The sequence below is a fragment of the Pseudomonas sp. BNK-7 genome (assembly GCF_048072025.1).
GTDB classification, from domain to species: domain Bacteria; phylum Pseudomonadota; class Gammaproteobacteria; order Pseudomonadales; family Pseudomonadaceae; genus Aquipseudomonas; species Aquipseudomonas danubii.
Genome location: NZ_CP182252.1, coordinates 3,775,442 through 3,801,564, shown reverse-complemented (window position 1 = coordinate 3,801,564; position 26,123 = coordinate 3,775,442). Strand labels below are relative to the sequence as shown.

Genomic DNA, 26,123 nt, shown 5'->3' with positions numbered 1-26,123 from the left:
TGCAAAGCGCGCGGCCGACGTTGGCAAAGAGACACATGCCGTCATCGTCCTCAGACGACCCGGGCCTGGGTCTTGTCGGCGACGAAGGCTTCCAGGCGCTCCAGCGAGTTGACCAGTTCAATGGACAGCTCGTTGTCCTCGATGGAAAAGCCGAACTCGGTTTCCACCTGGATCAGCAACTGCAAGGCGTCGATCGAGTTCAGGCCCAGGGTGCCGATCAGGTCGCCCCCCGAAAGGTCTTCGCGGCTCAGCTCACGGCCCACGGTGCTGGAGAACACTTTGATCAAGCGGTCGGTATCGGTCATTTTCTAGCTCCTGCTGAATAACATCGTGCATTGATAAATCATCGATTCGCGGCGCCAGATTTGCTCGCCGACGAACCCCAGGCGCGCCAGCGCCGCAACCACCTCGTCCTGCCTCGGGTACTGGCAGCCGCCATGGGTCAGCCAATCCACGCCGACAGCTGCCGAGGCCGTGTCGCAAAAGAAAATCTCGTCAATGATCAGCCGGCCACCTGCCCCCAGGCGCTCCAGCAAGGCAGGCAGGGCCTGGGCTACGCTGGGCTGGTGCAAGGTGTTGTCGAGCACGATGACGTCGAACCGGCACTCATCGAGCTCGGCCAATGTCTCCCGGCTGTGCACCGGAATATCCGCCGCCACAGGGTTGAGCCCCCCCAGTGGCACGATCCGGCTGGCGTTGCAGTCAAGGCGTCGGCGACCAAGCAACGCCTGGGTGTACACCGCGCCGGTGGCACAGACATCGAGCAGGCGAATGGCGCCCGTCGTGTGGAGCAAGGCCTTGCGCCAGGTCAGTTGCGCAGCCAGTTGCTTGTCCGCCCCGGACACTGCGCGCTGGTAGCGCCGAAGCAATTGCGGATGCTTGGGACTCTGCTCGAAAGCGCGCCGGTCGAGGCCGTCATGCAGCACCGCCAGCAGCTCGTCCAGACGGTTCCAGTGGCGGTTGTTGAAAGCTTCCAGATCGAGCACCGGAGCCAGGGCCTCAAGGTCCTGCGCATGCGCCTCGACGCCTGCGGCTTCCTGCACCAATCCGTTGGCCTGGGCGGTGTCGAAGGCCACCGCCAGAGTCTGCGCATGCAGCCCGGTACGCTGGGCAATCTGATCGACGCTCAAGCCCTGGGCACTGAGTTGCAAGGCGCCGCAATCCCACAATGCCAACAGCAATTGCGAACGCTTGTAAGCGTGGGCCGCGTCGAGCAATACCCGGCTGGCAGCCGGGCGGTAGCGGCGACTGAGCAGCGGCTTGCCATTACTGCTACGAGCAATCAATGCCGTGCGCTCGAAGCGGTCGGGGACCTTGGCCGAAGCCAGGTTCGCCTGACAGTATTCGCGCAGCAGTCCCGGGTTCCAGGGCCGCTCGGCACTCCAGACCACGAAGGCGAAAATATGGTCGTTGCCTGCCCGGGCCGACTTCACTGCCCGCACCGAGCAATCCAGTACGTCGGGGTGGCTGGTCAGTACCGATTCAATCTCGAACGGCGAAATCCAGCGTTCGCCCCGACGGATCGCACTGCTTTCACGACCGACAATGCTGTAGCCGGCCGGACTCTGTTCGGCGATGTCGCCGGTGTCGTAAAGGCGGCCATCCTCCAATCGCACCTTGAGGGCAAACGGCTGACCCGCCGCCGGCTCCACGACTTCGATCCCCGGCATTGGAAAGCCGATGGACAACGGCGGCAATGGCGCGACGCCGGCAAACACGGCACCGCTTTCGGTACTGCCATAGTTGCGCGACAGTCCGATGCCGAAGGCCTGCTGGAATTGCTGGTCGAGCTGTCCGTCCACCGGGCCGGCGCCGGACATCACCACCTTGAGCTGGGGCGGACGCTCACCCTGGCCAACCCGCTGGGCCATCAGGGTCGCCAGCATCGGCGTGACCACGCAATGGCTGGCGCGCAGACGCAGCGCCTGCAGCGCCGCCCCCAGTTCCGTGGGCTTGCAGATTTCCACCTGGGACCCGGCCAGCAACGCGCCCCACAACCAGCCCAGTGCATAGGCGTGATACACCGGGGCAATGAACAGTACCCGGTCCTCGTGGCTCAGTTGCAACAGCCGGCAATAGCGCAAGCCTTCGTCGCGCCAGCTGTGCAGGTCGCGAAAAACCAGCGACGGTTCCCCCGTGGTGCCCGACGTCAGCAGATAGATGCCACGCCGGTGTGGCTGCACTGCCGGATCGCCAGGCAGTGCAGCGCCAGGCTCAAGCGATGTCACCCGCAGTTCGCCCTGCTCCAGATGGACGCTGTGGCTGATCGCCCCCTGGGCGGCATAGCGCTGCAGTTCCTGGGGCTTGGCATCGCTGGCCACCAGCAACGGCGACAAGCCCTGCTCCAGCAGCACCAGCAACAGCGCGGCATGCTCAAGCGTACTGTCGAACACCAGCAGCAGGCGCTGCTGGCCGCTGCTGGCCAGTTCACCAAGCTGCCGGGCCCACTCACTGCGCCGGGTTGCCGGCAGCGAAGCCAGTACCGGCCCCGCGCTCAGTTGGGCAAACCAGCGGTCATCGGTCCGTGACTCAGGCGCCATGTTGATACGCTTCCTTGGCTTGTTCGAGCAGCTTCCTGACGGCCTGGGGCGCGTAGGAAGGCGCACGGCACAACTCGTCCAGGCTGATAGCGTCTTCGAAATACAGGCTCAGGGTGTCCCAGGGCGTGAAGCACCCCTTGCAGGCATCCAGCCGTGGTCGTTCAGCCAGCAGCAACTGATAGAACGGTGAGCGGTTCACCGGCGCCAGAGCCTTGTTCCAGTCCTGCTCCAGCACGTTGCCCATGTTGTGGAACCAGATGTTCGGACAGGGCGTGGCCACGCCGTCGCTGAAGGTCGACAGCACCAGGCGCGGCAGGTGACAGCGCCAGGTGCGCCGCCCCTGGTGATAGAACGAACTGAGGCGGTCCAGGTAGGCCTTGGGTGGCAGGATCTGCGGGTAACGCTCGCGCAGCTCGAACAACGCGTCGATGAAGGGATACTGCTCGGGGCGCACCTTGAACTTCTCGCTGTCCGGGCCGCGGACGGGGAACGGAAACAGCTGCGGCGGGTTGTCTGCAAACCCGGAGCACCACTCCACGAACTCGCGCATATACGGCGCACTGCGGTCATTGAGCACGCCGTAGACTTCCAGCGGCAGGCCGGCCTCCAGGACCATCGCGATACGCTCCATGATCATCTCGTGGATGCGTGGCGACAGGACCCGATAGCTGTTGCCCTGATAGTTGCTGCTGTCGAGTGAGATCTGCACCACGACATTGCCCAGTTGGGCCAGGCGCCGCACTTTGTCCCGGGTCAACGGCAGGCCGTTGGTCTGTACAATCAGCACTTCATGCAGGGGCGACATGCTCTCGATGAAGCTCATGATGCCCTTGATGATGAAAATCTCGCCGCCGGTGAGTTTCAGCAGCGGTGGCTTGAAGGTGCGGTTGACCCGCTCGACGATGGTCTGCAGACGCCGGCCCAGGTCACTGTCTTGGCTGTAGACGTCGTGCACCGGCGGCTGGAAGATCAGCTTGCCTTCGTGGGACGACTTCATGTTGCTCTGCCCGGTCAGGCAGTAGGTGCACCCCAGGTTGCAGGAGTCCTCGTTGATGACCAGGTCATTGCCCAGCAACTGGCTGTGACCGAGAAAGTTCACCGGTTCGGCATTCGTCATGGCTCAAGCCCCTTTGCTGAACTGGATGTCGCGCAGGCTCAGCCCGGCGCGGTGGAGTTGCATGCTGATACCCAACTGGACCTGGCGCAGCTCGCCGAGCTTGACCCGGTAGAACTGCTCGACCTGGGGTCGCCGTTCATGGGCATAGGCCTCGTCGAGGGTCCCCTGCTCGGCCAGGTCGGTCATCTCGGAAATCAGCGCATAGTTGAAATCGCTCATGAGCCGGCGCAATTCGGCGGCCTTGGCTTCGCCGGCTTCGAGAATCGCCATGCCCCGGGCGTCGCCGAGCACCGCACGCCGCAAGCGCGACATGAAGGTGTGCATGACAATGTCGTAGGTCTCGAACTCGAACACCGCCGGTTCCTTTTCGATGACCATTTCCGAGGCGTACTTCTCGCCGTAGAGCAAGGCACTGATGGTCGACAACTGACGCACTCGCGGGTCTTCGAAGTCGTAGCTCAGGGCATTGAGCGACACATCGAAGTCGTCATGCAGCTTGCCCTCGGCGCGCAGGGTCTCGACCGCCTCCGCCCCGGGATAGAGCTCCAGGCGCACGGTGTAGCGGCGCAGGTTGTAGCCCATGTATTCGCGCAGGAAGAGGTTGTTGTCACGGATCTCCTGGAAGGTCGACCAGGGGTGATAGGCAATGAATCCGAAGGCCACGTAGATGCCGGCACCACGCACCAGCTCGATGGCCCGCTTGTTGTCCTCGACCGTGGACTTCTTCTTCCAGCGGTCCAGGCCGATCTGTGAACCCGACTCGATGCCGATCAGCACCTTCTCCAGGCCGGAGCGGTACAGCAGGTCCAGCAGCGGCTGGTCTTCGGGGTGCCAGTTCTTGGCCTGCATGCAGCAGTTGTAATAGATCTTCAGCCCACGATCGAGCACGCCCTGGGCGATGTCGGCAATCCGCTGCTTGGCGAACGGCGCACCGCCCGGGTCTTCGAAGGTCGAGTCGACGAAGTCGAAGGTGTTGAAGTTGTACTTGTGATAAAGCCGCTCGATTTCATCGACGATATTGTCCGGGGTCCTGGCCCGCCAGAGCTTGCCGGGGTTGATCTTGTTGCCGGCGTGAGGCGCGTTGCAGAAGGTGCAGCGCGCAGTGCAGCCACGGGTGGTGGCCAGGCGCAGGTAGGGCAGCTTGCCACTGTTGAGCTCGAACTGATCCCGCGCCGGCTCAGGCAGCATGTCCAGCTCCGGCACCGGCTTGCCAATGGGGTTGTCGATGACGAACCCGCCCTCCTCGCGCCAGCTCAGGCTCGGCACCCGGGCGTAGTCGCCGTGATCCCAGAAGGCCTCGACGTAGCGCACCAGCGGCACGTCGCCCTCACCGCGCACCAGGGCGTCAAGGAAGCTCCAGTTGGGGTTGCTCAGCAACTTGGAGCCCAGGAAGGTGGCCAGCGGGCCACCGGCCAGAAACGCCACCTGCTCGGGCAGGGCCGCACGCAATGCCGAACCGAAAGCGGTGGCATGACTGACGGTGACCGTGGTCAGGGAGAAACCAATGAGGTCGGGCTTGAAGGCCACCACTTCAGCAATGGCAATCTCGTCGCCGTGCTGGATCGACTTGACCTCGACCACCTGGCACTCGGCTCCCAGGTCCCGCAGGATCGACACCAGGTAACTGACGCCCAGGTGTTCGGAACTCATCACCAGGTCGCCATCGAGCAACACCGGAAAGCACACGCGCATCGGCTGCGGCTTGCGGAAGTCGACAGTGGAATGCAGCGGATTGGTCGGTGGCGCGTCGATCGGCTCAGCCAGGTTGGCGAGCGGAATCAACCCGTCGGCGGCGTTGGTGAACTGCACGGTTTCCATTAAAAATACCCAATTTGTTGTAATTGGCTGTCCATGAAGCGCTGTTCTTCTTCACTCATTCGTTGCCCGCCACAGCCTTTGCGGCCGGGCTCGCGCTGCGGCTCGTGGGCCGGTTCCAGCAACCAGTGGCCTTCCAGTCCTTCAGGGACCGGCAGCCCCAGATGGGCCAGGATCGTCGGGTAGATGTCTTCGATCCGCGCTTGCAGCGCGGCGTCCTCGGGAAAGGTCGAGCCACGGATAAACACGATGCCGTCGGGCCGATGCACGCCACGCTGGGCCGGTGTACTCCAGACCCGGCCGGTAAGTGCCGGCGTCGGCATGACGCTGAAATCCCTGGGGATCAGCAGGTAGTCGGGAGCGTCCTGCAGGCGTGCGCCGGCATACACCTGATCGGCCTTGACCAGCGTGAACCAGGGGCGCCCCTGTTCGTCGAGCACCTGCGCCAGGGCTTGCTGCAAACGCGCTTCGGCCTCCGGCAACTGCTCGGCGCGCAGCACCCCCTGGGCCTCGCGCCCCATCAGATTGGCATTGACACCGAAGCAGCCAGGGGTGGGCATGTAGAACTCGGTGCGCGACCAATCCACCACACGTCGGTAGCTTCCGGGGGCGTCGAACCAGGAACGCGCCCCCGGGTCGTCGTGGGAGGCCTCGGCGCCCGAGCCCTGGAGTTCATAGCGGGTCGCCAGCAGGCCCTGTTGTTCGAGGAACTCGTGCACGCTGAAGTCCGCTTCACACAGGCCAAAGCCATGGTCGGAAGCCACCACCACCAGGGTGTCGTCATCGGCCAGGGTCAATACCATGCCCAGCGCCTGATCAATATCGATATAACACTGTTCCACTACTGAACTTGGCGCCGAGTGATCGCCCCAATAATAGTGACTGACGCGATCAACTTCGGTGAAGACTACAAACAGTGCATCCACTGGTCGGGCCTGCTGCAGAAAACAGCAAGTATCGGCACGCCCCTTGATAAACTTTCGCGCCTGCTCACAGTAGTCTTCCTGACCGCGATACATAGTGACAATGTCTGAATGATAGTGCAGTCCCGCCTGCATCAACTCATGCATCAAGTTGGCGGGCGAGGTATATCTAAGGGTTTTGGCCAATGGCCAGCTGATCATATAGCCGCCCTGAAGATCTGCCGGCGGATGAGTCATGGGGATGTTGTAGGCACCGACTTTCAGCCCCTGGCGTTCCAGGGTCAGCCAGCAGGGTTCACGCCCATAGTCGGCAGCGTTCATTGCCCGGAAACGATAGTCCGCAGACTGGGTCGACCAGAACTGGTAGATCCCGTGTTCACCCGGAGAAACCCCCGTAAACATGGAGGCCCAGCCCGGTGCCGTGTGCGGTGGGAAGGTCGATTGCAGTACCCCATGGGAGGCGCGCCGGCGCAGTGCGCTGAAGTTCGGCAGCAATCCCCGAGCCATCAGTTGCTGGAGGACAGCATGGGACGCCCCGTCGATACCGAAGACCAACAACTTCAACTTCTGATCTTCCATGATCACCCACCTCCGACACTAAAGTTCAACCAGATAAACTTTCATCAACATTGCAGAACAACATTTCAAACAGCAGCGACGTATAAGAAGCGCTATTGCGACGCCATTCGAAAACCAACCGACAAAGTTCGAGACCCACAACTACCAGGCACAGCCGGAACAGCAGCGAAAACAAGCTAACACCGACATCAAACAAAGAACTCCGAAAATAATTTCAGACTTGTAACAAAATCAATCCGAGTATGAATCGATATTTCCAGCAACTAATAAAGGAACAGATTCGCCCCCGGACAGCACGGCGACGCCTGCCGATGGCGATAGCTGAACCGATGAGTGAGTTGATCAAGGCCCATGAATCATTGCCGGTGCCGTGCGCCGCCTTGCCTCGGGGCCTGCGCGCCAGGTGCTGATCGCTCCGCCAGGGCCTGCGAAACAATTGGTATCAACCTCTTACATACTCAAATAACCCGCCGGCAATTTGCCTGGAAATCGAGTACCGGCTATCCCATCATCGGCGCCTGCAATCAGGCCTGCGCAGCCTGTCACTCACCGACCCGCGCCATCCGTACTGGTGTCGAAACAGGGAAGTCCTATGAACCCGAACGCCAATGCTTTTTTTGGCAGGCACACGCTGGGCGAGCTCTATCAGATCGCCCCCGAAAAGCTCAATGACCTGGATGCCTTGACCCAACTGCTGTGTGCCGCTTCCGCCGAAGCCGGCGCGACGGTCTGTGGCACGCTGACAAAACGCTTCGAGCCACAAGGCGCAACGGTCCTGGTGATGCTGGAGGAGTCCCATGCCTCCTTCCACACCTACCCCGAGCATGGCGCGCTGTTTCTCGACATTTTTACCTGCGGCACAACCTGCGACCCGGTCAAGGCATTCGACTACATCTGTTCGAACCTGGGCTGCGATGTACGGGCGATGAAGATCGTTGAGCGGGGAGCGACGCAAGCATCCCCTCACCTGCCAGCCAGCCATGCAGCGCCGGTGGTACGGCACCAGGCAGAGTCGGTCGATCCCTAGGCTTTGTACGAAGAGCCTTGATACTCGGTGATGCTGCGTGGAAAACGGCCTCGTGCGCGAGTCCGATCGGAAGGCTCATCTACACCCCGTAAAGTCGAACGCGCCCCCCCGGCCGTTCCTCGACCGTTTTCGCCTTGCCTGACCTTCGTCTTGAAACTTTTCGTACAGAGCCTAGCGAACGCCGGCCCGAGCTGAAGCCCCGGGCCTCATGCACCGCCGACAGGGGCTGCCGGCACCTGTGCCCGGTGTCTACTGGGGTTCTGTAAAAAAAATCAGACACTTCTGGCAACCAGAAAGCACCGCTCTAGCTCGCACCTCTCCCCGTGGGTGCAGGGCACCCGCCAGGGCACTGGAGCCGTTTACCCCCCTTACATTGGCGGACGGATTCTTGCAGTATTGATCCGCCCTGGGACAACGGCTCCATTGCTCTGCCCCAGCAGCGCCCGGTTCCCATAACCAATAACTACAACGAACTCGACAGCGAGATCACCCGGCGATGTACCCCCTGAGCCCGTTTCACGGATTCGACAGATCAGCTCCCGCGCCCCTGCCCTGTGGCCGCGGTGGTGATGTCGACGCTCGGCTCTCGCTGCCCCGCTCACGCCCCGCCACGCCTCGTGAGGTTCATGAGGACCGCGCCGCCGTTATCGGCTTGTACTTGCTGGGCAGGTCCTGCCCATGAAGCTAATGGTCAACCTGCCCATGGCCCTGTGCCGCTCCCGTCTGCGCCACTCCTCACGTCCTCCGGATCGCTCGCCTGCGGCCTGATCGCGCGCCTCTGCGCGTAACGCCCCAGAACTGATTTCTGCCCTTGCAACCGAGCCGCACACGGCGTTGTTGCAGGACCTGAAAACCTGCGCGCCCCAATGGCGCAAGCGAGAATCCTGATGAAATTTGCCGCCCTCGACGAAGCCCGTGACTTCCTGGCCGCCAACCCTGACATCGACATGATCGAGCTGTTCATCCTCGACGCCAACGGCGTGCCCCGAGGCAAGCTGCTGCACCGCGAAGAACTGCTGGCGGTGTATGAAAGCGGCCGGCCCCTGCCCAGCACCATCCTCGGCCTGACTCTCAACGGCGACGACGTGGAGAACTCCGGCCTGGTGTGGGACGTCGGTGATATCGACTGCCGCGCCTACCCGCTGGCCGGCAGCCTGGTGCGCCTGCCCTGGCGGCAGATTCCCACCGCGGCGGTGCAGGTCAGCATGCATCCGCAGGAGGGCATGCCCGCCAGCATCGCCGACCCGCGCCACCTGCTGATCAAGGTGATCGACAGCCTCAAGGCCGAGGGTTACCACCCGGTGATGGCCTGCGAGCTGGAGTTCTACCTGCTGGACGCCAAGCGTGACGGCAACGGCCGACCGCAACCGGCCCTGGACGCCGACGGCGGTCGTCCGCGCAGCACCCAGGTCTATGGCCTGCGCGAGCTGGAGCAGATCGAGCCGTTCCTCGCCGATCTCTACGCCGCCTGCAAACTGCAAGGTATTCCGGCACGCACGGCGATCTCCGAATACGCCCCGGGCCAGGTGGAAATCACCCTGGAACACGGCGATGCCCTGCAGGCCATGGACCAGGCGGTGCGCTACAAGCGCCTGGTCAAGGCCGTGGCTCACAAGCACGGGATGCAGGCCACCTTCATGGCCAAGCCCTTCGATCACCTGGCCGGCACCGGCATGCACATGCACGTGAGCATTGCCGATGCGGCGGGCCGTAACCTGTTCGCCTCCGAGGACCCGGCCGGCACCCCGCTGCTGCGCCAGGCGGTGGGCGGGATGCTCGCTTCCCTGCTGGAATCGCTGCTGCTGTTCTGCCCCAACGCCAACTCCTACCGGCGCTTCCAGGCCAACAGCTACGCGCCCCTCGCGCCGACCTGGGGCGTCGACAATCGCACCGTGAGCCTGCGGGTGCCCGGTGGCCCGGCCAACAGTCGGCACATCGAACACCGCATCTGCGGCGCCGATGCCAACCCTTATCTTGCGGCGGCGGCGATCCTCGCCGGCGTCCATCGTGGCCTGCGCGAACAGCTCGATCCGGGCGATCCAGTGCAGGGCAATGGCTACGCCCAGGCCACCGAGCTGCTGCCCACCGACTGGCTGACCTCGCTGATCGCCCTGGAGCAATCGGCCTGGGCCCGGGATGCCCTGGGCCATGAGTTCCTCGGCGTGTACCTGGCGGTCAAGCGTGCCGAATACCGCCAGTTCATGGCCGAAGTCGGCGAGCAGGACTGGCGCTGGTACCTGACCCAGGCCTGAGCCCAAGCACGATCTGCGACGCCTGCTGCATCCAGGCGGCAGTGGCAGATCGCCGACACGTTATCCAGCGCTGGCGGCTGCCCACAGGCAGCCGCCCGGTTGAATTTTTTAAGGATATTGTTCATGACAACTGCTCTCGATCCGCGGACCCCGGCAGCCGAGCGCTGCCCCAGCTACTACAGCGCCACCCTGAACCAGGAAACCCATTACCCGACCCTGCAAGGCAGCCATCAGGTGGATGTGGTGATCATCGGCGGCGGCTTCACCGGCGTCGCCAGCGCGGTGGAATTGGCCGAACGCGGCCTGAAAGTCGCCATCGTCGAAAGCCACAAGATCGGCTGGGGCGCCACCGGGCGCAACGGTGGCCAGGTCACCGGCAGCCTTTCCGGCGATGCGGCCATGCGCAAGCAGATGCGCCGCGAACTGGGCGACGAGGTCGACGATTTCATCTGGAACCTGCGTTGGCGCGGACACCGGATCATCCAGCAACGGGTGGAGAAATACGCCATCGCCTGCGACCTCAAGCACGGCCACCTGCACGCGGCCTACAAGCCTAGCCACCTGCCCGGCCTGCGCGCCGACTACGACGAAGCGCTGCGCCGCGGCATGGGCGACGAAGTCAGCCTGCTGGACCGGGCCCAGGTGCGCGGCCTGCTGGAAAGCGACCTCTATCACGGCGCGATCAAGAACACCCGCAACCTGCACCTGCACCCGCTGAACCTGTGCATCGGCGAAGCCCGGGCCGCCGAAAGCCTGGGGGCGCTGATTTTCGAGCACAGCGAAGTGCTGCAGATCGTCCACGGCGAACACCCGGCAGTGATCACCGCCCAAGGCCGAATCGACGCCAAGCAAGTGCTGCTGGCCGGCGACGTCTACCACAAGCTGGAGCCGAAGAAGCTCAAGGGCAAGATCTTCCCGGCCATGGGCGGCATCGTCACCACCGAGCCGTTGGGCGACCTGGCCAAGCGCCTGAACCCCGAAGACCTGGCGGTCTACGACTGCCGCTTCGTCCTCGACTACTACCGCATGACCGCCGACGGCCGCCTGCTGTTCGGCGGCGGCGCCAACTACAGCGGCAAGGACTCGCGGGACATCGCCGGCGAACTGCGCCCGTGCATCGAACGCACCTTCCCGGCGCTCAAGGGCGTGGGGATCGACTTCCAGTGGAGTTGCGCCATGGGCATCGTGATCAACCGCATCCCCCAGTTGGGCAAGCTTTCGGACAACGTCTGGTACTGCCAGGGCTACTCCGGGCACGGCGTGGCCACCAGCCACATCATGGGCGAGATCATGGCCGAAGCCCTGACCGGCCACCTCGGCCACTACGACACCTTCGCCGCCTGCCAACACATCCGCGTGCCCTTTGGCGACCAGTTGGGCAACCCGATGCTGGCGGCGGGCATGTGGTACTACCAGATGCTGGAGAAACTGCGCTGAGGGTTCGGTCAATAGGCCTCCCTCTGGTCAATGTCACTGGCCGCAACTACCCAAAGCCCAACCGATTCCGTACCATCGCGCCGCTCACGAGCGGCGCCAGGGAAGGCCATGTACAGACACTCATGCCTCCCTCCCTGCCTGCGCCTTGTCCAAAGTCACTTTCAGGGTTCCCCATGTTCCGCGTACTCAAGGCTTCGTCCTTGCTGCTGGCCACCAGCATAATTTCTGGCTGCATCAGCCAACCCGCCGCCATCGTCAGCGCCCCTCTGCAACCCGCAGCCAACGAACCCACGACCTATCTGGTGGGCGCTATTGGCCCGCAGTACCTGGGCGGCGGCGGTGCCGCCACCAACCTGCGCCTGCTGATTCGCAAGCGCGGCTCAATCAATGGCGCCGCGGCACTCTGGGAGGGCGACCCACGGCCAACGCCTGAGGACATCCATGAACCCCGCGCAGCCGGCAGTGTATTTGTCATGCCGCTCAAACCGGGTGATTACGAGTTCTACAACTTCCAGTTCTGGTCCATGGTCTACACCCCGGGGCTCGGCTCACGCCTGCAATCCCAGGAAGCGCGCGAAGAGTTCGTACTGCCGCTGCGCCTGGAGGCGGGCAAGGCGTATTACATCGGCGAGTTTCGCTCGGTCTGCAGCCAAGTGACCCAGTGCTTCTTTGCCTGGAGCAATCAGATGCCCCGTGACGCCGTGATTGCCCAGCGCCAGGTGCCGGGGCTGCCGGACCTGCAATGGATGCCGCTGGATCTGGACAAGGCCAAGCCCTTCATCCTTCCCGTCGACAAGCAAACCAGCCCAGCCAACGCCACTGCGGAGATTCATCCATGAAATCCTGCCTGACCCTTTGCGCCCTCCTGCTGCTCGCGGGCTGCACGGCAACCGACACCTTGCCGGACCGTCCGCTGACGGATGGCCAAGCCTATTTGATGCCCCTGCATGTGATGGTCGATGACCCATTGCGCGCCGCTGAGTTACGTAACGCCTTGCGTGCCACCGGGGTGTTCGCAGATGTCCAGACCGGCGCCGGACAAGCTGGCGACTACAGCGCCCGCATTCAGTTCAAGTCCGAGCGGGACATGCCGCCTATGCCGTTGATCTTCCTCAGTGCCGCCACTCTGTTCCTGATGCCGCTCTCCAATGGCATCGACACCCACACCGACATCAGCCTGCTGCACGAGGGCAAGCTCCTCAAGCGCTACAGCTATCGCAACCTGACGCATAAATACACCTGGTTGCTGGATCAAGGCGGTGAAATGCAAGAACAGAATATCCAGCGCATCGCCCGCGCCTTTGCTGGCGACCTGCGTCAGGATCAACTGTTGCCAACCGCGAGTCAGGCCCAATGAACCCCATAGGTTTGACCACCCTGCTGTGCAGCGCACTGATCATCACCGGTTGTGGCACCCGAATGGCACCGCTGGACTACCGCAGTCAACATCCCTATGTACCGCTGACCCTGGACCTGGGCCCGGTGAAAAGTCGCTTCGACGAACAGGAGCAACGGGAAACCATCGCCGCCCTGCGTCAAACCGGAGCCTTCTCCTTTCTCGATGGTGGCTACAGCCGCAGCGGTTACCGCCTGCTGATCAGCGAGCCAGGCGGCAAGAGCGCGGGGTTGCTTGGCGCGTTGAATGCCATCACCCTGCTGACCTTCCCCATGCCCTACTCCTACCAGAGCAACTTGCGCGGCAGCCTGCTCAAGGACGGCCAACTGCTCAAGACCTACGACTACCGTCGTGAAGGCTATAGCGTAGCGGCCTGGTATGTTCCGCCGGTGCAGGTCGAAAGCCGCAGACAGATGCTCGATGAACTGCTGCATGACTTGGAAAAGGACCGTTTGATTCCTCAGGAGAACCCACGCTGATGACTGCCAGCCTGTACCGGGGCGGCTGCCTGTGCGGGCAGATTCGCTTCGAGGCCCGCGGGCCTGCCGCCAACCCCCACACCTGCTCGTGCAAACTGTGCCAGCGCCACAGCGGCGCCCTGACCCTGGCCTGGGTCGAGTTCCCCAGCACCCAGGTGACCTGGACCGGCCCCGCCGGCGCTCCGGCGACCTTCAGGTCTTCGGACTATTCGAGCCGGGCCTTCTGCCGGGCCTGCGGCAGCTCCCTGGGGGCCATCGATGATCAACCGACCATTGCCTTGCTCCTGGGCTGCTTCGACGACAACCGCGACCCGGCGCTGATGCCGCACAGCCATTCGTTCAGCGACCGCTGGCCCGAGGGCTGGCAGCCCGCGCCGACAACGCAGGATAAAGGTGGACAGCATGAGTGAATCACCGTCGCACTGCTGCGCGCCCCTCGCCTCGAATGTCTGGACCTGGTACGGCCAGGACGAGTACCGAAAGATCATCCTGCTGGGATGAGCTGGGCCCGGCCCTGGAGTTCCTGGCCTCGGAGGCCGACCGCCAGCGCACGGAGGTCGGCTGCTGCGCCGAGTGTGGCCTGTGGTCCAACCACCTGGATTATCTCGAGGGCTTCGTGAAGCACTTTCCGGCGTACCTGGCGCCCACTCTGCACCCGCGCCTGCAAACCCTGTTGAGCGGCTGTGAAGCGCTGTGCCGAGAGGCCTACGGGGTAACGCTGGAGGACAACGGCTTCAAACACCCGCAATGGCTGCCCCTGCGCCAGGAAGCGCGCGAGTTGCTGGGCATGCTGGGTTGGCAGGACGTGCGCGAGCATATGCCCGAGCTGATTGAAGAATGCCGGGCGAGCTTGAGGAAATGGCCGGATTGAAGGGCGGGTGGCCGCGCTTGGCTAGCGCGGTTGTTCGCTGGCAAGCCAGCTCCTACGGCCGGGGGTGATGGAGTAGGAGCCGGCTTGCCGGCGAAGGCGTCGGCTCAGGCGGGACTGCTGGGCAAGGCGCGTTTGTGAGCGGTGCGCCGGTAGGCGCTTTCAATCAGTTGGCGCACGCTATCGGGCACCGGTTGGCCCATCAGGTAGGCATCGATTTCTTCGTAGCTGCAACCGTAAGCCGTTTCGTCCAGCTTGCCCGGAGCCAGTTCCTCCAGGTCCGCAGTGGGCGCCTTGTGCACCAGATGGCCTGGCGCGCCGAGGGCATCGGCCAGCAGCCGCACTTGGGTCTTGGTCAGGCCCGACAACGGGGCCAGGTCGCAGGCGCCGTCGCCGTACTTGGTGAAGAAGCCCATCAGGGCCTCGGCAGCGTGGTCGGTGCCCACCACCAGGCCGTTGCTGAAGTTGGCCACGGCGTACTGCGCGATCATCCGCGCCCGGGCCTTGACGTTGCCCTTGGCAAAGTCCGTGAGGGCCGCCGAGGGTTGCAAGCCGTCGATCCGCACCTGGCTCATCATTCCATCGACGCTGTCGGCAATGTTGCAGGTACTGACGCTGTCCGGGCGAATGAAGTCCAGGGACGCCTGGGCATCGCTTTCGTCCGCCTGGCTTTTATAGGGCAGGCGCATGGCGATGAAGCGGACCTCATGCCCTGCCCCGCGCAGTTGCTCCACCGCCAGTTGGCACAGGCGGCCGGCCGTCAGGGAGTCGACTCCGCCACTGATGCCCAACACCAGGGTCGTGCAGCCGGACTCGCGCAGCACGTGCTGAATGAAGTCCACGCGCCGGGCGATCTCGGCGGCCTCGCCACCGCGCACCAGTTGCCGGTCGATGCCCAGTTCCCGGGCGATACGTTCTTGGGTTGGGTTGCTCATGTCAGGCCTCCAGGGGCGAGTGGGCAAGATCGACGTTGAACACCTGGGCGGCGTAGCGCAGGAACGACGGGTCTTCACAAACGTTCTTGATCGGGTCGTCGGAGAACTTCACCACCGGTTCACCATGCACCCGCACCAGTTTCATCACGATGCTCAGTGGCTCCACGCCTTCGACGTCGCAGGCCAGGCTGGTGCCCATGCCAAACCCGAACCTGGCCTGGCCACGCACGTGGCGCAGGATCGGCAGGCATTTCTCGAAGTTCAGGCCATCGGAGAACATCAGGTCCTTGGTCCGTGGGTCGATGCCCAGTTCGCGGTAGCGGGCCAGGACCTTGTCGGCCCAGAGCAGCGGGTCCCCGGAATCCTGGCGCAGGCCGTCGTAGAGCTTGGCGAAGTACAGGTCGAAGTCCTTGAGGAAAAAGTCGGTGCTGATGCAGTCGGTCAGGGCGATGCCGAGGCGTCCGCGATACTCGTGCACCCAATTCTCCAGGGCGGCGTTCTGGCTCTCACGCAACCGCCCCAGTTGCTGGTGCACCATCAACCACTGGTGGGCCATGGTGCCGATCAGCGGCAGGTCGAACTCATAGGCCAGGTGGGCATTGCTGGTGCCGACGAAGACCCCGGGAAAGTCGCTGCGCATGATCTTCACCACTTCGCGCTGGGCCTTGAACGACAGGCGCCGGCGGGTGGAAAAATCCGAAACGCGGAACTCGGCAAGCTCGTCGCGGCTGGCGTTTTTCTCCAGCCATTCAAACTTCTGGTAGAGCCGGCGAGTGACATCCTCAAGCTCCACCTCGGGGTATTTATCGCGGTTGCGCAGCTCGCTGACCATGGCCAGTACCGGCTGCTCGAACATGATGCAGTGCAGCATCGGACCACGGACGCGGATGCTCAGTTGGCCGTCGACCGCCGCCACGTGGATGTAGCGCAGGTTGAAGCGGAACAGGCCGAGGAACTGTTCGAAGTCCGGGGTCAGGTATTCGCGGAAGCGCTTGTTGAACAGAAAGCGCTGTTCGCCTTCGCGCATCTGCAGGCCGGCGAGCTTTTCCAGTTCCTGGCGGATCTCGGGGATCAGGTGCACCAGGGACTCTTTGGAGCGGACGATGAACTGATATTCCACATCGACATTGGGGTGCTGGTGCAGCACCGCCTGCATCATGGTGAAGGTGTAGTAGTCGGTGTCCAGCAGGCTCTGAATCACGCCGTTGTTACGGTCGAATGCACTTTCCATGATGACTCCTCAGGCCTTGGCCAGTCTGGCGGTTGCTTCGCGGGTCGCGGCCACCGCGATGCCCGCTCGTTGCATGTCGTCGATCGCCTGGGTAGCACCCTCGGCGCTGATGGCGCGACAGGCCGGCAGGTGAATGATCACCTTGAAGCCGGCGGCGGCCAGTTGCAGGGCGGTGGTCTTGACGCAGAAATCCAGGGCCAGGCCGCCGACGATGACTTGTTGCACGCCCTGGCTGTTGAGGTACTCGATGACCCCGGTGGAGAGCTTGCCGTGCAGGTCGTGATAGCAGGCGCCATAGGGGTGCAGGTCCGGCTCCACGCCCTTCCACACGAAGTAGTCGTAGTCGTACGGCGTGGGCAACTCGTCCAGCAGGGTGAAGCCTGCGGTGCCCGGTACGCAGTGGCTGACCCAGGTCAGGTCGGCGTGTTCCAGGCCGGTGGGCTGGAGCATCTGTGCGTGCTCGGCCACCACCCAGGGAGCCTGGGGGCTGTGGGCGTCCTTGCTGCCGATGCGCAGGCTGGCCAAGGTCGCCATGAAATTCAGCTCGCCGCCGATGCGATCGCCTTCGGCCACGGGCAACTCGTTCGGGCACAGCGGGGTAAAGCTCTTTTGTGCATCGACATCGAAGGAAGCGGTCTTCATCGTTTGGCTGTTCATGCTGGGTCTCTCCTCTGCATGGAGCACAAAGTACATGTCATGTACTTTCATGGCAAACCCCTATGGATTTTATTTCTATCAGTCGATCTTCAACCAATCTGCACTAACAAGGTGCAAAAGGAGATTCTCCGCCGACAAAAGCAATGCTAAGGTACACGTCATGTACCAAATGAGGAAAAGCAGATGTTTGAACTGGCCCTCTATGGCGGCGCCTTCAACCCGCCCCACGCCGGACACGCCCAGGTGATGCTCGAAGCCGCTCGCCACGCCCGCCGGGTACTGGTAGTCCCGAGCTTTCGCCACCCGGATGGCAAGCGCATGGCCGATTTCGAGCAACGGGCCAACTGGTTGCAGGCGATCACCACGCACTTGCAGCCCGAGTGCCAGGCCGAGTTGGCGGTCAGCCGCCTGGAGCGGCAGCTGGCCCTGGTCGATCCGGGTCCGGTCTACAGCTTCACTCTGCTGCAACGCCTGGCCGACGACCTGGCCCTGGACGGCAAGCGCATCGCCCTGGTGGTGGGTGAAGACGTGGCGCGGCAGTTGCCCAGGTTCCATCGCGGCGAAGAATTGCTGCAACGCTTTTCCATCCTCTGCATCGAGGAACAGCCCGGGGTGCGCAGCAGCGTATTGCGCCAGTGCCTGGCCCGCGGCGAAACACCGCCCAGCCAATGGCTGGCACCGGGCATGAATCCGCTAAACTACGGCCTCTACGCCGTCCACGGAAGTTGATATGCACGATCGCACCACCCTCCCCAGCGCCTACCTGCACACCATTGACCTGTGCCTGCTGCGCTACAACCGCGAGCGCTGCGAGCTGGAAATTCTCCTTCACCAACGGGACAGCGAGCCATTCGCCGGACACTGGGCGCTGCCGGGCATCGTGGTCAACGGCGATGTCGAGGACCGCAGCCTGAATGACGCGGTGGAACGCCTGCGCCGATCAAGCAAAGTGGACATGCCCCTGGCCTGGCTGGAACAGGTGGGCACCGTCGGCGACGCCTTCCGCGACCCGCGCTGCTGGTCGTCCTCGACCTTCTACCTGGGGATCGTCAGCGACCCGGTGCAGCCGGGCCCGCAGCAGGGTTTCTTCGCCCTCGGCGAGGTGGCCAGCGGCGCCTTCAAGTTGCCGTTCGACCACAACAGCCTGGTGGCCCAGACACGGGAGCGGCTGTTTTCCAAATCCCTGTACAGCAGCCTGCCGCTGATGTTTCTCGGCCAGGAGTTCAGCGCCCCCGAGGCGGTGAGCATCTTCTCCCGGGTGCTGCAACGGCCGGTGCTCAAGACCAGCATCCGCCAGCGCCTGCTGAAGATGAGCGAAGCCGGTTACCTGCAGGAAACCGGGCGCAAGAAAAGCGGCGATGGCGGCCGCCCGCAAGCCACGGTGGAAAGCCTCAAGCCCACCGAGCTGTACCTGTTCGATCGTTGTTTCCTGGAGTAATAGCGCCCATGAGTTCCACCCCCGACAACCAATGCCTACTGCAAACCCCCTACTTCAAGGTGGTCCGCGAAAACGGCTACTTCATCATCAAGGAAGCCCAGGCGGTCAACGGCGTGGTGGCCGTGCCGACCCTGGCCGATGGCCGGCTGATGCTGGTCGAGCTCAAGCGCCGGGCCATTGGCGGCCAGTCCATCGAGTTTCCCCGGGGCGCCATCGATGCCGGTGAAAGCGCCTGTGACGCGGCGGCCCGGGAACTGCTGGAAGAGACCGGCTGGCAGGCATCGCAGGTCCGCCAACTGGGCTTGCTGCACAGCAACACTTCGCTGATCGCCAGCGCGGTGGCGGTGTGTCAGGTCGAAATCGCCGAACAGCAGACCACCGCCACCGATGGCGAGGTGGACCATGTACTGTGGGTCAGCCGCCAGGAGTTGCTGGCGATGATCGCCGCCGGCCAGATCACCGACGCTCACACCCTGTCGGCAGCAATGATGTTGCTGGCCGCCGAGTCGGCCTGACGCCCCCACTTCTCCAGGGCGAAGTCGACAAAGCTGCGCAGCTTGGGCAGGCGATAGCGGTCCTGGGCATACAGCAGGTGCATCGTCCGAAACGGCAACTGATAATCCTGCAGCACCGGCACCAGCCGGCCCTGCTGCAGGTCCTCCTCCACCAGCGCATCGGGCATCATCACCAGCCCCAGCCCACCCCGCGCCGCCCGGTGCAACCCGGACGAAGTGTTGGTCAGCAACGAGCCGGACACCGGAATCAGCACATCCCCCTCGGGCCCGCGCAATGGCCATTGCGTGGCGGTGGAACTCCACTCGTCACCGGCCGGGTAGGCAAATGCCAGGCAGTTGTGCTGCTGCAGATCCTCGGGAACCTGCGGGGTGCCGCAACGCTCCAGGTACTCCGGAGCGGCGCAGATGGTCAGGGTGTAATCCTGCAGCGGCCGGGCAATCAGCGCTGAGTTGTCCAGGTTGCCCAGACGCACGGCCACATCGAAGGCGCCGTCGCTCAAGTCGAAACGCTGATTGGCCAGGGTCAGTTCCACCTTGACCTGCGGACAGCGCTCCCGGAACTCGCTCAGGGCCGGAGCCAGGCGCTCGGTGCCGAAGGTCAGCGGCGCGGTGATGCGCAAGGTGCCGGAGGGCTCGCCTTGAGCCTGCTCCGCCAGGCGCTCGGAGTCTGCTACCAGGCCCAGTACCGCCAGACAACGCTGGTAGTACTCGGTGCCGAATTCGGTAAGGCGCTGGCGTCGCGTCGTGCGGTTGAGCAGGCGCACTCCAAGGCGCTGCTCCAGGGCCCGCAAGTGATTGCCCACCATGGTGGTGGACATTGCGCATTCCCGGGCGGCGGCCGTCATGTTTCCCGCCTCCACCACCTTGACGTACACCGACATTGCCTGGAACAGATCCATTATCAACCCTGACTTCAAGATGATTAAAGAAATGGCGAGTTTATCTAGCCTGAATGGCTAACGATACTGGCAGCACACCCCCTGAGATGGAGTCGCCCGCCATGACCGCCGCCTGCCTGATGAGCACCTACCAGCCCCTCGCCCTGAGCTTCTGCAAGGGCCTGGGCAGCCGCCTCTGGGACCAGACCGGGCGTGAGTACCTGGACGCCATCGCCGGAGTCGCGGTGACCGCTGTCGGCCACTCTCATCCACGCCTGGTCAGCGCCATCCGCGAACAGGCCGGCCTGCTGCTGCACAGTTCCAACCTCTATGACATCCACTGGCAGCAGCAACTGGCTGCCAAACTGACCCAGCTGAGTGGCATGGAGCGGGTGTTCTTCAACAATTCCGGGGCCGAAGCCAATGAAACCGCCCTCAAGCTGGCGCGCCTGCACGCCTGGCACAAAGGCATCGAGCAGCCCCTGGTGGTGGTCATGGAAAACGCCTTTCATGGCCGGACCCTGGCCACCCTGGCCGCCAGCGACGGCCCGGCAGTGCGTCTGGGCTACGGCCAGTTGCCGGACGGTTTTCTCAAGGTGCCGTTCGGCGATCTGGCCGCCCTGGAATCGGTCGTTGCCAAGCACGGTCCGCGCATCAGCGCGGTGCTGATGGAGCCGATCCAGGGTGAAAGCGGCATCCAGCTGGCTGCGCCCGGCTACCTCAAGGCCGTGCGTGAGCTGTGCACCCGGCGCAACTGGCTGCTGATGCTCGACGAGATCCAGAGCGGCATCGGCCGCACCGGGCGCTGGTTCGCCTGCCAGCACGAAGGCGTGGTACCGGACGTGATGACCCTGGCCAAGGGCCTGGGCAATGGCATTCCCATCGGTGCCTGCCTGGCCCGGGGCAAGGCCGCCGAACTGTTCACCCCAGGCAGCCATGGCAGTACCTTCGGCGGCAATCCCCTGGCCTGCCGGGCGGCCTGCACCGTGCTGGACATCATCGAGGAACAGCAGTTGCTGACTAACGCCGAGCAACGCGGCGCCCAGTTGCTAGGTCGGTTGCGGGAGGAACTGGCGGGACATCCGGCGGTACGGGAGATTCGCGGGCTGGGGCTGATGGTGGGTATCGAGCTGGTGCAGCCGGCCCAGCAGTTGGTGCAGATCGCTGCCCGTGATCATGGCCTGCTGATCAATGTCACCCGGGGCACGACCATCCGCCTGCTGCCCCCCTTGGTGATCGATGCCGCAGAAGTGGAGATGATCGTCGACGGGCTGCGCCAGACCCTCGAGGCGCTGTCATCGCGCCACGACTGACGCGATGACGCTGGGCAAGTTCCGGGGCGCGCAGCGCCTGCCCCGGGCTAGCCGGCTATGCATTTCAGTCGTCCAGCGGCTTGGGCGCCGCCGCCGGCTTGGCCGCCTTGCCGGCCTTGGCACTGGCCGGTTTGGTTTCTGGCTCGGGAGCCGGAGCTGGAGCCGCGGCCTGTTTCTCTGCCGCCGGCAACTGGTCGACCGCGCTGAAGACTTCCTTGAGCTCGATGCTCCCGGAGTGCTCGAGCTTTTTCTCGCCGTCCTTGCCCACCAGGATCACCTTGGTCTGGGCCCCCGCCCCCAGCTTGAGGCTGCGGATCAGGGCCATGGTGGATTGCGGGTCGATGTCCTTGCCATCGCGCTGGCCGATGGTGTTGATCACCGTGTACAGGACCATGTTGCGTTCGTTGAAGGCTTGACGGGTCGCCGGCTCATCCAGGGACTTCTTCAGGCTCACCAGGGTCGGGTCCACGGTGCTGGGGGCGATCACGATCAATGGCCGTGACTTGCCCAGGTCCTGAGCCAATGGGCCGTCGTTGTCGGCCGCCAGGACCGGGCCGGCGACAGCGAGCAGAGTAGCGAGGGTCAATGACCGAATGAACATGCGTCTCTCCTTATGTTTTCCACGCAGTAATGATTGCGCATTGCAGGAAAAGGTCCAGGCCGGGACTCAAAATCTGACATTTTTTTGCCCGGCCGGCCGGGCCTGTGCCTCGTGCTCTATAGGCGGCGGGAAACAAGGGCTACAGGGTTGGCAGCGATCATCGAAGTGCATTCCACGGTAAGGTTTTGTTGCATATAAGCGGGCTGTACGGAGTATCGGAACAGCGGTTGCGCCGAAACTTTCATGCCCTCCTCCGGCAGCAGAATATGCCGTCTTTCATACCACCGTCCCTGACCCGCTCGTACATCAAGCGTATTGAACGGCCGCATTTTAAAGTTGCTTGCAAAGTGCCATTTTGCAAACGCCAGAAAACAGGCACAACGGTTCGCTGACCTTTAACCACCCTTTCTATATGGGGGCTTTCGATCTTTCAGCATCTCGCTGAACTCACCCAGCAATGCAAAGGGAACAACGCATCGAGGCACAGACTGATATCAGCCGAAAGTTGCAACTCGCTCTGCAGTTCAATGCACAGAACAATGATCTGGAACAAATAACGCAATGAACGCCGACTTGTTCTTCCATTGCCGACCGAACTATAGTGCGGCGCGGCACGGACAGCCCGTTACACCACCCTTATTGCGCGGCAACTCGTTATATTCCTGAACGTTATCCAACGGCGGTTTTTTCGAATGAGCGTCCGACCCCGATGATCCCTCTCCTCGTCTGCGATGACTCGAGCATGGCCCGCAAGCAGGTGCTGCGGACCTTGCCCAGCGAGTGGCGGGTGTCCGTGACCCAGGCCTGCAACGGCCGCGAAGGCCTGGAAGCCCTGCGCCGGGGGCTGGGCAAGGTGGCGTTGCTGGACCTGACCATGCCGGTGATGGACGGCTACCAGGTCTTGAGTGCGGTACAGGAAGAAGGCATCGACGCACAGATCATCGTCATCTCCGGCGACGTCCAGGAAGAAGCGGTCCGTCGCACCCGCGAACTGGGGGCCCGGGCCTTCCTGAAGAAGCCCTTCGATCCCCAGCAGTTGCGTGCACTGCTCAACGAACTGCAACTGCTGGACAGCCCTGGCGCATCACCCGTCGCCCCCCTCTCGCCGCCACCCCTGGTAACCTTTCGCGACGCGTTCCGGGAAACCGTCAACGTCTCCATGGGCTACGCCGCGGCGCTGATCGCCAAGGTCCTGGACGTGTTCGTGCACCTGCCGATCCCTCACGTCAATGTGCTGGAGGCCGGCGAACTGCAGATGCTCCTGGCCGATGCCAATCGCGCCCGGCAACTGACTGCCATCTGCCAAAGCTATATCGGCAGCGGCATTGCCGGCGAAGCGCTGCTGATGTTCTACGACTCGGAAGTGGCCGACATCGCCCAACTGATGGAACAGGGCACCGATCCCTATCAGGAAATGGAAGTGCTGATCGACCTGTCCAGCGTGTTGATCGGTGCCTGCTTGAGCAGCATTGCCGAGCAGTTGGATGTGTTCTTTTCCGTGGGTCATCCCCAGGTGCTCGGCGAACACACCACCATCGATGAATTGATCGTGCTCAACCAGCAACGCTGGAACAGGACCCAAGCGGTGGAGATCAGCTACAGCCTGGAAGAACAGAACATCCACTTCGACCTGTTGCTGCTGTTCACCGAGAGCTCCATGGCCTTGCTGGAACAGAAGCTCGCCTACCTGATGAATTGAGCCATGCCCAAACGAATGGATTTCAGTGAACTGCACTGGCTGCTGGCGGTAGTCCAGAGCATCGATGTGGGGATCGTGGTGCTCGATCTGGAGTGCCGGGTCCAGGTGTGGAACAGCTTCATGGAGAACCGCTCCGGCGTGCCGTCCAAGCAGGCCATCGACCAGTCCTTTTTCGAGCTGTTCCCCGAGGTCGAGCGACCTTGGTTCACCCGCAAGGTCGGGCGTGTGGTGGCCCTGGGCACGCCGGCCTTCACCATCTGGAAGCAACGGCCATACCTGGTGCATTTCAACAACTACCAGCCGATCACCGGCCAGGGCGAGTTCATGTACCAGAACACCACGCTGCTGCCGCTGCGTTCGTCCAACAGCGAGATCCATCACGTCTGCCTGGTGATCTACGACCTCACTGACGTGGCGATCAACAGCCTGGCGTTGCAGAAGGCCAACCAGCAGTTGCAGCACCTGTCACGCGTCGATCACCTGACCCAGCTGTTCAACCGCGGCCACTGGGAACAGCGCCTGGCGTTCGAATACAGCCGCCACGGCAACGCCATTGCCCTGCTGATGCTGGACATCGACCACTTCAAGTCGATCAACGATCGCTACGGGCACCAGGCCGGCGATGCAGTGATCAAACGCGTGTCGCAACTGATCCACGAGCATGTGCGCGACAGCGATGTGGCCGGGCGTTATGGCGGCGAAGAGTTCGCCATCCTCCTGCCCCACACCGATCTGGCCGGTGCCCACACCCTGGCCGAGCGCCTGCGCCAGTCGGTGGAAGCACAACAGGTGATCCACAACGGCCAGGCCATCGCCTTCACCATCAGCCTGGGCATCGCCTGCCTCGACCGTCCGGCCCGGGACCACCGTTGCCTGATCGAGTGGGCCGACCAGGCGCTGTACGCCTCCAAGCACGCCGGGCGCAATCGGGTCAGCACCTACACGCCTTGAACAGCAGGACTCGGGCGCCTTGAACAAGGGCACTCAGGCCCCTTGAAAAAAAGCCGCCGCCAAGGGATAAACTGCGCGCTTTTCCGGTCCATCCCCCGGTCTGCTACGCCTTTTCCAGCGCCACAAGGAGTCCTGCGCGCATGTCCCAGTCGAATTCGAACCTGTCCCCGCAACAGCAATGGCAGCAAGCCGTGCTGACCTATGCCCGCGACATCAACCACTATGTCGAAACCGGCACCCGCGAGGGCTGGAAGGGCTTGAAGGAACCGAACATGCCCGACACCGAGCACCTGTTGCAGGACTGGCAAGCGGCCCTGGAAGCGAGCAATCAGGCCCCCCATGATGAGGCCGCGCGCCAGGCGTTCCGCCAGGACTGGCCACCGGCACACTTCCCACTGACGCCACGCCTGGAAAGCCAGGGGCGGATGATTCCGACCCTGGCCCTGTTGCCGGACGGTAGCCTGCTGGCACGCATCGGCGCGCCCTACGAGGCCGGCTTCGTGGTGCATATCGACGATGCGCGGATCCAGACCCTGGAGCAGGTGGAGTGCTTCGGCATGTGCCCGCAGCGGCGTTATTTCGCCTGGGGCCGGGCCGACGGCATCCAGGTCACTGACGGCTGGAATGGGCCTCAGGTGGCCAGCTTTCCCTGGCCCGCCCCTCACGCCGGCCTGCCGGCAGGTCTGGAGCTTGAAGACAGCGGACGCCCCTCTGCCACCAGCCTGATTCCTTTCCCTGACGGGCGCCGGGTGCTGCTGGTGAGTGCCGACGGCATCTTCGTCCTGGCTGCCGATGGCGCCACCCGCCTGCTGCGCAGCCTTGAGGACATCCAGCAGGACCTGGCCGACGGCGTCGCCGCCGAAGACCTGAGCATCGGCCTGAGCATGGAACATGGCGCGGTGTCGCCCGATGGCCAGTGGATCGCCATCGGCGAGCAAAGCGGGATGCACCTGGTGTTCGATGCGAGGTTGCAACAGGTCGCGCAGATCGGCCCCGCCAGCGAGTACCCGCACTTCGCTCACTTCAACCAGCGCGGCGACCGCCTGCTGCTCAATGCCTGCCACTTCTATGGCGGCGCCAGCGTGGGGGTGGCGGTAGCCGACCTGCCGGGGCTCTCCACCGACTTCTACAGCGACGACCCGCGCACCCCGGTGCTGCAAGAAGGCGCCCGGGTGTATGCCGCGGCTTCACGGGGCGACGAGTTCATCATCGGCGACGCCTACGGTTACCTGCGGGCCATCAGTGAAACCGGCGAAGAACGCTGGCAGCACTACATCGGCTCGACCCTCACCGCCATGGACATCAGCGTCGACGGCAAGACCCTGGTGGCCGCGACCTATGCCGGGATCATCGTCCAGATCGCCCTGGATAGCGGACGACCGGACTGGCAGATCGGCACCGGCGAGCACCACGAGCTGCGGCGCTGGCTGTTCTGGAAGGACTTCGCCAAGCCGCTGCTGTGGTGAGTGGGT

At 63.4% G+C, this 26,123-nt stretch carries 25 protein-coding genes; 15 read left to right on the top strand and 10 right to left on the bottom strand.

The features are described from left to right. Positions 1 to 50 precede the first annotated feature (50 nt). The 5 genes from ACMGF8_RS17745 to ACMGF8_RS17725 are packed head-to-tail and all read right to left on the bottom strand — an operon-like array spanning position 51 to position 6,974. Complete coding sequence (locus ACMGF8_RS17745) at positions 51 to 305, bottom strand: acyl carrier protein (protein ID WP_102879862.1); 255 nt, start codon at positions 303 to 305, stop codon at positions 51 to 53. 3 nt (positions 306 to 308) lie between these two features. After that, positions 309 to 2,540 (bottom strand): ANL family adenylate-forming protein, encoded by a 2,232-nt coding sequence (locus ACMGF8_RS17740; RefSeq protein ID WP_115582206.1) that lies wholly within the window; start codon positions 2,538 to 2,540, stop codon positions 309 to 311. Continuing rightward, positions 2,530 to 3,657, bottom strand: coding sequence for a radical SAM protein (locus ACMGF8_RS17735; RefSeq protein WP_207167570.1), 1,128 nt, complete (start codon positions 3,655 to 3,657; stop codon positions 2,530 to 2,532). The genes ACMGF8_RS17740 and ACMGF8_RS17735 overlap by 11 nt, the downstream gene beginning before the upstream one ends. Positions 3,658 to 3,660: 3 nt before the next feature. Further along, positions 3,661 to 5,475 (bottom strand): B12-binding domain-containing radical SAM protein, encoded by a 1,815-nt coding sequence (locus ACMGF8_RS17730; protein WP_102864327.1) that lies wholly within the window; start codon positions 5,473 to 5,475, stop codon positions 3,661 to 3,663. After that, complete coding sequence (locus ACMGF8_RS17725; protein WP_416756903.1) at positions 5,475 to 6,974, bottom strand: alkaline phosphatase family protein; 1,500 nt, start codon at positions 6,972 to 6,974, stop codon at positions 5,475 to 5,477. The genes ACMGF8_RS17730 and ACMGF8_RS17725 overlap by 1 nt, the downstream gene beginning before the upstream one ends. A 592-nt stretch (positions 6,975 to 7,566) precedes the next feature. On the opposite strand from ACMGF8_RS17725, the gene speD reads away from it, so the two are divergent. From speD to ACMGF8_RS17685, 8 genes are all read left to right on the top strand, one after another. Continuing rightward, the gene (gene speD, locus ACMGF8_RS17720; RefSeq protein WP_102864325.1) at positions 7,567 to 8,001 is read left to right on the top strand and encodes an adenosylmethionine decarboxylase; all 435 of its coding nucleotides are present in this window, start codon (positions 7,567 to 7,569) and stop codon (positions 7,999 to 8,001) included. A gap of 887 nt (positions 8,002 to 8,888) precedes the next feature. Further along, the gene (locus ACMGF8_RS17715) at positions 8,889 to 10,253 is read left to right on the top strand and encodes a glutamine synthetase family protein (protein ID WP_305948428.1); all 1,365 of its coding nucleotides are present in this window, start codon (positions 8,889 to 8,891) and stop codon (positions 10,251 to 10,253) included. Between the two features lie 123 nt (positions 10,254 to 10,376). Beyond that, positions 10,377 to 11,690 (top strand): NAD(P)/FAD-dependent oxidoreductase, encoded by a 1,314-nt coding sequence (locus ACMGF8_RS17710; protein ID WP_250330421.1) that lies wholly within the window; start codon positions 10,377 to 10,379, stop codon positions 11,688 to 11,690. A 173-nt stretch (positions 11,691 to 11,863) separates the two neighbouring features. Next, positions 11,864 to 12,529 (top strand): hypothetical protein, encoded by a 666-nt coding sequence (locus ACMGF8_RS17705; RefSeq protein ID WP_115582202.1) that lies wholly within the window; start codon positions 11,864 to 11,866, stop codon positions 12,527 to 12,529. Next, the gene (locus ACMGF8_RS17700; RefSeq protein ID WP_060838788.1) at positions 12,526 to 13,047 is read left to right on the top strand and encodes a hypothetical protein; all 522 of its coding nucleotides are present in this window, start codon (positions 12,526 to 12,528) and stop codon (positions 13,045 to 13,047) included. The genes ACMGF8_RS17705 and ACMGF8_RS17700 overlap by 4 nt, the downstream gene beginning before the upstream one ends. After that, positions 13,044 to 13,565: a hypothetical protein gene (locus tag ACMGF8_RS17695; RefSeq protein ID WP_060838787.1), complete on the top strand. Its 522-nt coding sequence runs from the start codon at positions 13,044 to 13,046 to the stop codon at positions 13,563 to 13,565. Before ACMGF8_RS17700 ends, ACMGF8_RS17695 begins: the two co-directional genes overlap by 4 nt. After that, positions 13,565 to 13,975 carry a GFA family protein gene (locus ACMGF8_RS17690; RefSeq protein ID WP_102864320.1) on the top strand — a complete coding sequence of 137 codons (411 nt, stop codon included), beginning with the start codon at positions 13,565 to 13,567 and terminating at the stop codon, positions 13,973 to 13,975. Before ACMGF8_RS17695 ends, ACMGF8_RS17690 begins: the two co-directional genes overlap by 1 nt. A gap of 206 nt (positions 13,976 to 14,181) precedes the next feature. Beyond that, positions 14,182 to 14,436, top strand: coding sequence for a hypothetical protein (locus ACMGF8_RS17685; protein ID WP_416756902.1), 255 nt, complete (start codon positions 14,182 to 14,184; stop codon positions 14,434 to 14,436). A gap of 104 nt (positions 14,437 to 14,540) precedes the next feature. Here the strand turns inward: ACMGF8_RS17685 and nadE are convergent, their stop codons facing one another. The 3 genes from nadE to ACMGF8_RS17670 are packed head-to-tail and all read right to left on the bottom strand — an operon-like array spanning position 14,541 to position 17,256. Next, positions 14,541 to 15,368, bottom strand: a complete 828-nt coding sequence (nadE, locus tag ACMGF8_RS17680) for an ammonia-dependent NAD(+) synthetase (RefSeq protein WP_250330419.1) — start codon at positions 15,366 to 15,368, stop codon at positions 14,541 to 14,543. Between the two features lies 1 nt (position 15,369). After that, positions 15,370 to 16,599 (bottom strand): nicotinate phosphoribosyltransferase, encoded by a 1,230-nt coding sequence (pncB, locus tag ACMGF8_RS17675; protein ID WP_060838784.1) that lies wholly within the window; start codon positions 16,597 to 16,599, stop codon positions 15,370 to 15,372. Positions 16,600 to 16,608: 9 nt separating this feature from the next. Continuing rightward, positions 16,609 to 17,256, bottom strand: a complete 648-nt coding sequence (locus ACMGF8_RS17670; protein ID WP_110595813.1) for an isochorismatase family protein — start codon at positions 17,254 to 17,256, stop codon at positions 16,609 to 16,611. A gap of 183 nt (positions 17,257 to 17,439) precedes the next feature. Between ACMGF8_RS17670 and ACMGF8_RS17665 the strand changes: the two genes are divergently transcribed. From ACMGF8_RS17665 to ACMGF8_RS17655, 3 genes are read left to right on the top strand one after another with little or no spacing between them, the layout of a single operon-like run. Beyond that, entirely contained in the window at positions 17,440 to 17,985 is a 546-nt protein-coding gene (locus ACMGF8_RS17665; RefSeq protein ID WP_102864316.1) for an adenylyltransferase/cytidyltransferase family protein, read from the top strand. A 1-nt stretch (position 17,986) separates the two neighbouring features. After that, positions 17,987 to 18,694: an NUDIX hydrolase gene (locus ACMGF8_RS17660; protein WP_416756901.1), complete on the top strand. Its 708-nt coding sequence runs from the start codon at positions 17,987 to 17,989 to the stop codon at positions 18,692 to 18,694. An 8-nt stretch (positions 18,695 to 18,702) separates the two neighbouring features. Beyond that, a complete protein-coding gene (locus tag ACMGF8_RS17655) occupies positions 18,703 to 19,209 on the top strand; it encodes an NUDIX hydrolase (RefSeq protein WP_416756900.1) in 507 nt (168 codons plus the stop codon). Here ACMGF8_RS17655 and ACMGF8_RS17650 read toward each other — a convergent pair. Then, positions 19,161 to 20,108 (bottom strand): LysR family transcriptional regulator, encoded by a 948-nt coding sequence (locus tag ACMGF8_RS17650; RefSeq protein WP_102864313.1) that lies wholly within the window; start codon positions 20,106 to 20,108, stop codon positions 19,161 to 19,163. The two genes, ACMGF8_RS17655 and ACMGF8_RS17650, sit on opposite strands and share 49 nt — an antisense overlap. Positions 20,109 to 20,209: 101 nt before the next feature. Here ACMGF8_RS17650 and ACMGF8_RS17645 point away from each other — a divergent pair, with 101 nt between their 5' ends. Beyond that, positions 20,210 to 21,400, top strand: a complete 1,191-nt coding sequence (locus tag ACMGF8_RS17645; RefSeq protein WP_416756899.1) for an aspartate aminotransferase family protein — start codon at positions 20,210 to 20,212, stop codon at positions 21,398 to 21,400. Positions 21,401 to 21,464: 64 nt separating this feature from the next. On the opposite strand, the gene ACMGF8_RS17640 is transcribed toward ACMGF8_RS17645, so the two are convergent. Beyond that, a complete protein-coding gene (locus ACMGF8_RS17640; RefSeq protein ID WP_102864311.1) occupies positions 21,465 to 22,001 on the bottom strand; it encodes a DUF4174 domain-containing protein in 537 nt (178 codons plus the stop codon). A 709-nt stretch (positions 22,002 to 22,710) separates the two neighbouring features. Between ACMGF8_RS17640 and ACMGF8_RS17635 the strand changes: the two genes are divergently transcribed. From ACMGF8_RS17635 to ACMGF8_RS17625, 3 genes are all read left to right on the top strand, one after another. Continuing rightward, complete coding sequence (locus tag ACMGF8_RS17635; protein ID WP_102864310.1) at positions 22,711 to 23,700, top strand: response regulator; 990 nt, start codon at positions 22,711 to 22,713, stop codon at positions 23,698 to 23,700. 3 nt (positions 23,701 to 23,703) lie between these two features. Continuing rightward, complete coding sequence (locus ACMGF8_RS17630) at positions 23,704 to 24,651, top strand: diguanylate cyclase (protein ID WP_416756898.1); 948 nt, start codon at positions 23,704 to 23,706, stop codon at positions 24,649 to 24,651. 140 nt (positions 24,652 to 24,791) lie between these two features. Beyond that, on the top strand, positions 24,792 to 26,117 hold the full coding sequence (locus ACMGF8_RS17625; RefSeq protein ID WP_296409184.1) for a hypothetical protein: 1,326 nt from the start codon (positions 24,792 to 24,794) through the stop codon (positions 26,115 to 26,117). Positions 26,118 to 26,123 lie beyond the last annotated feature (6 nt).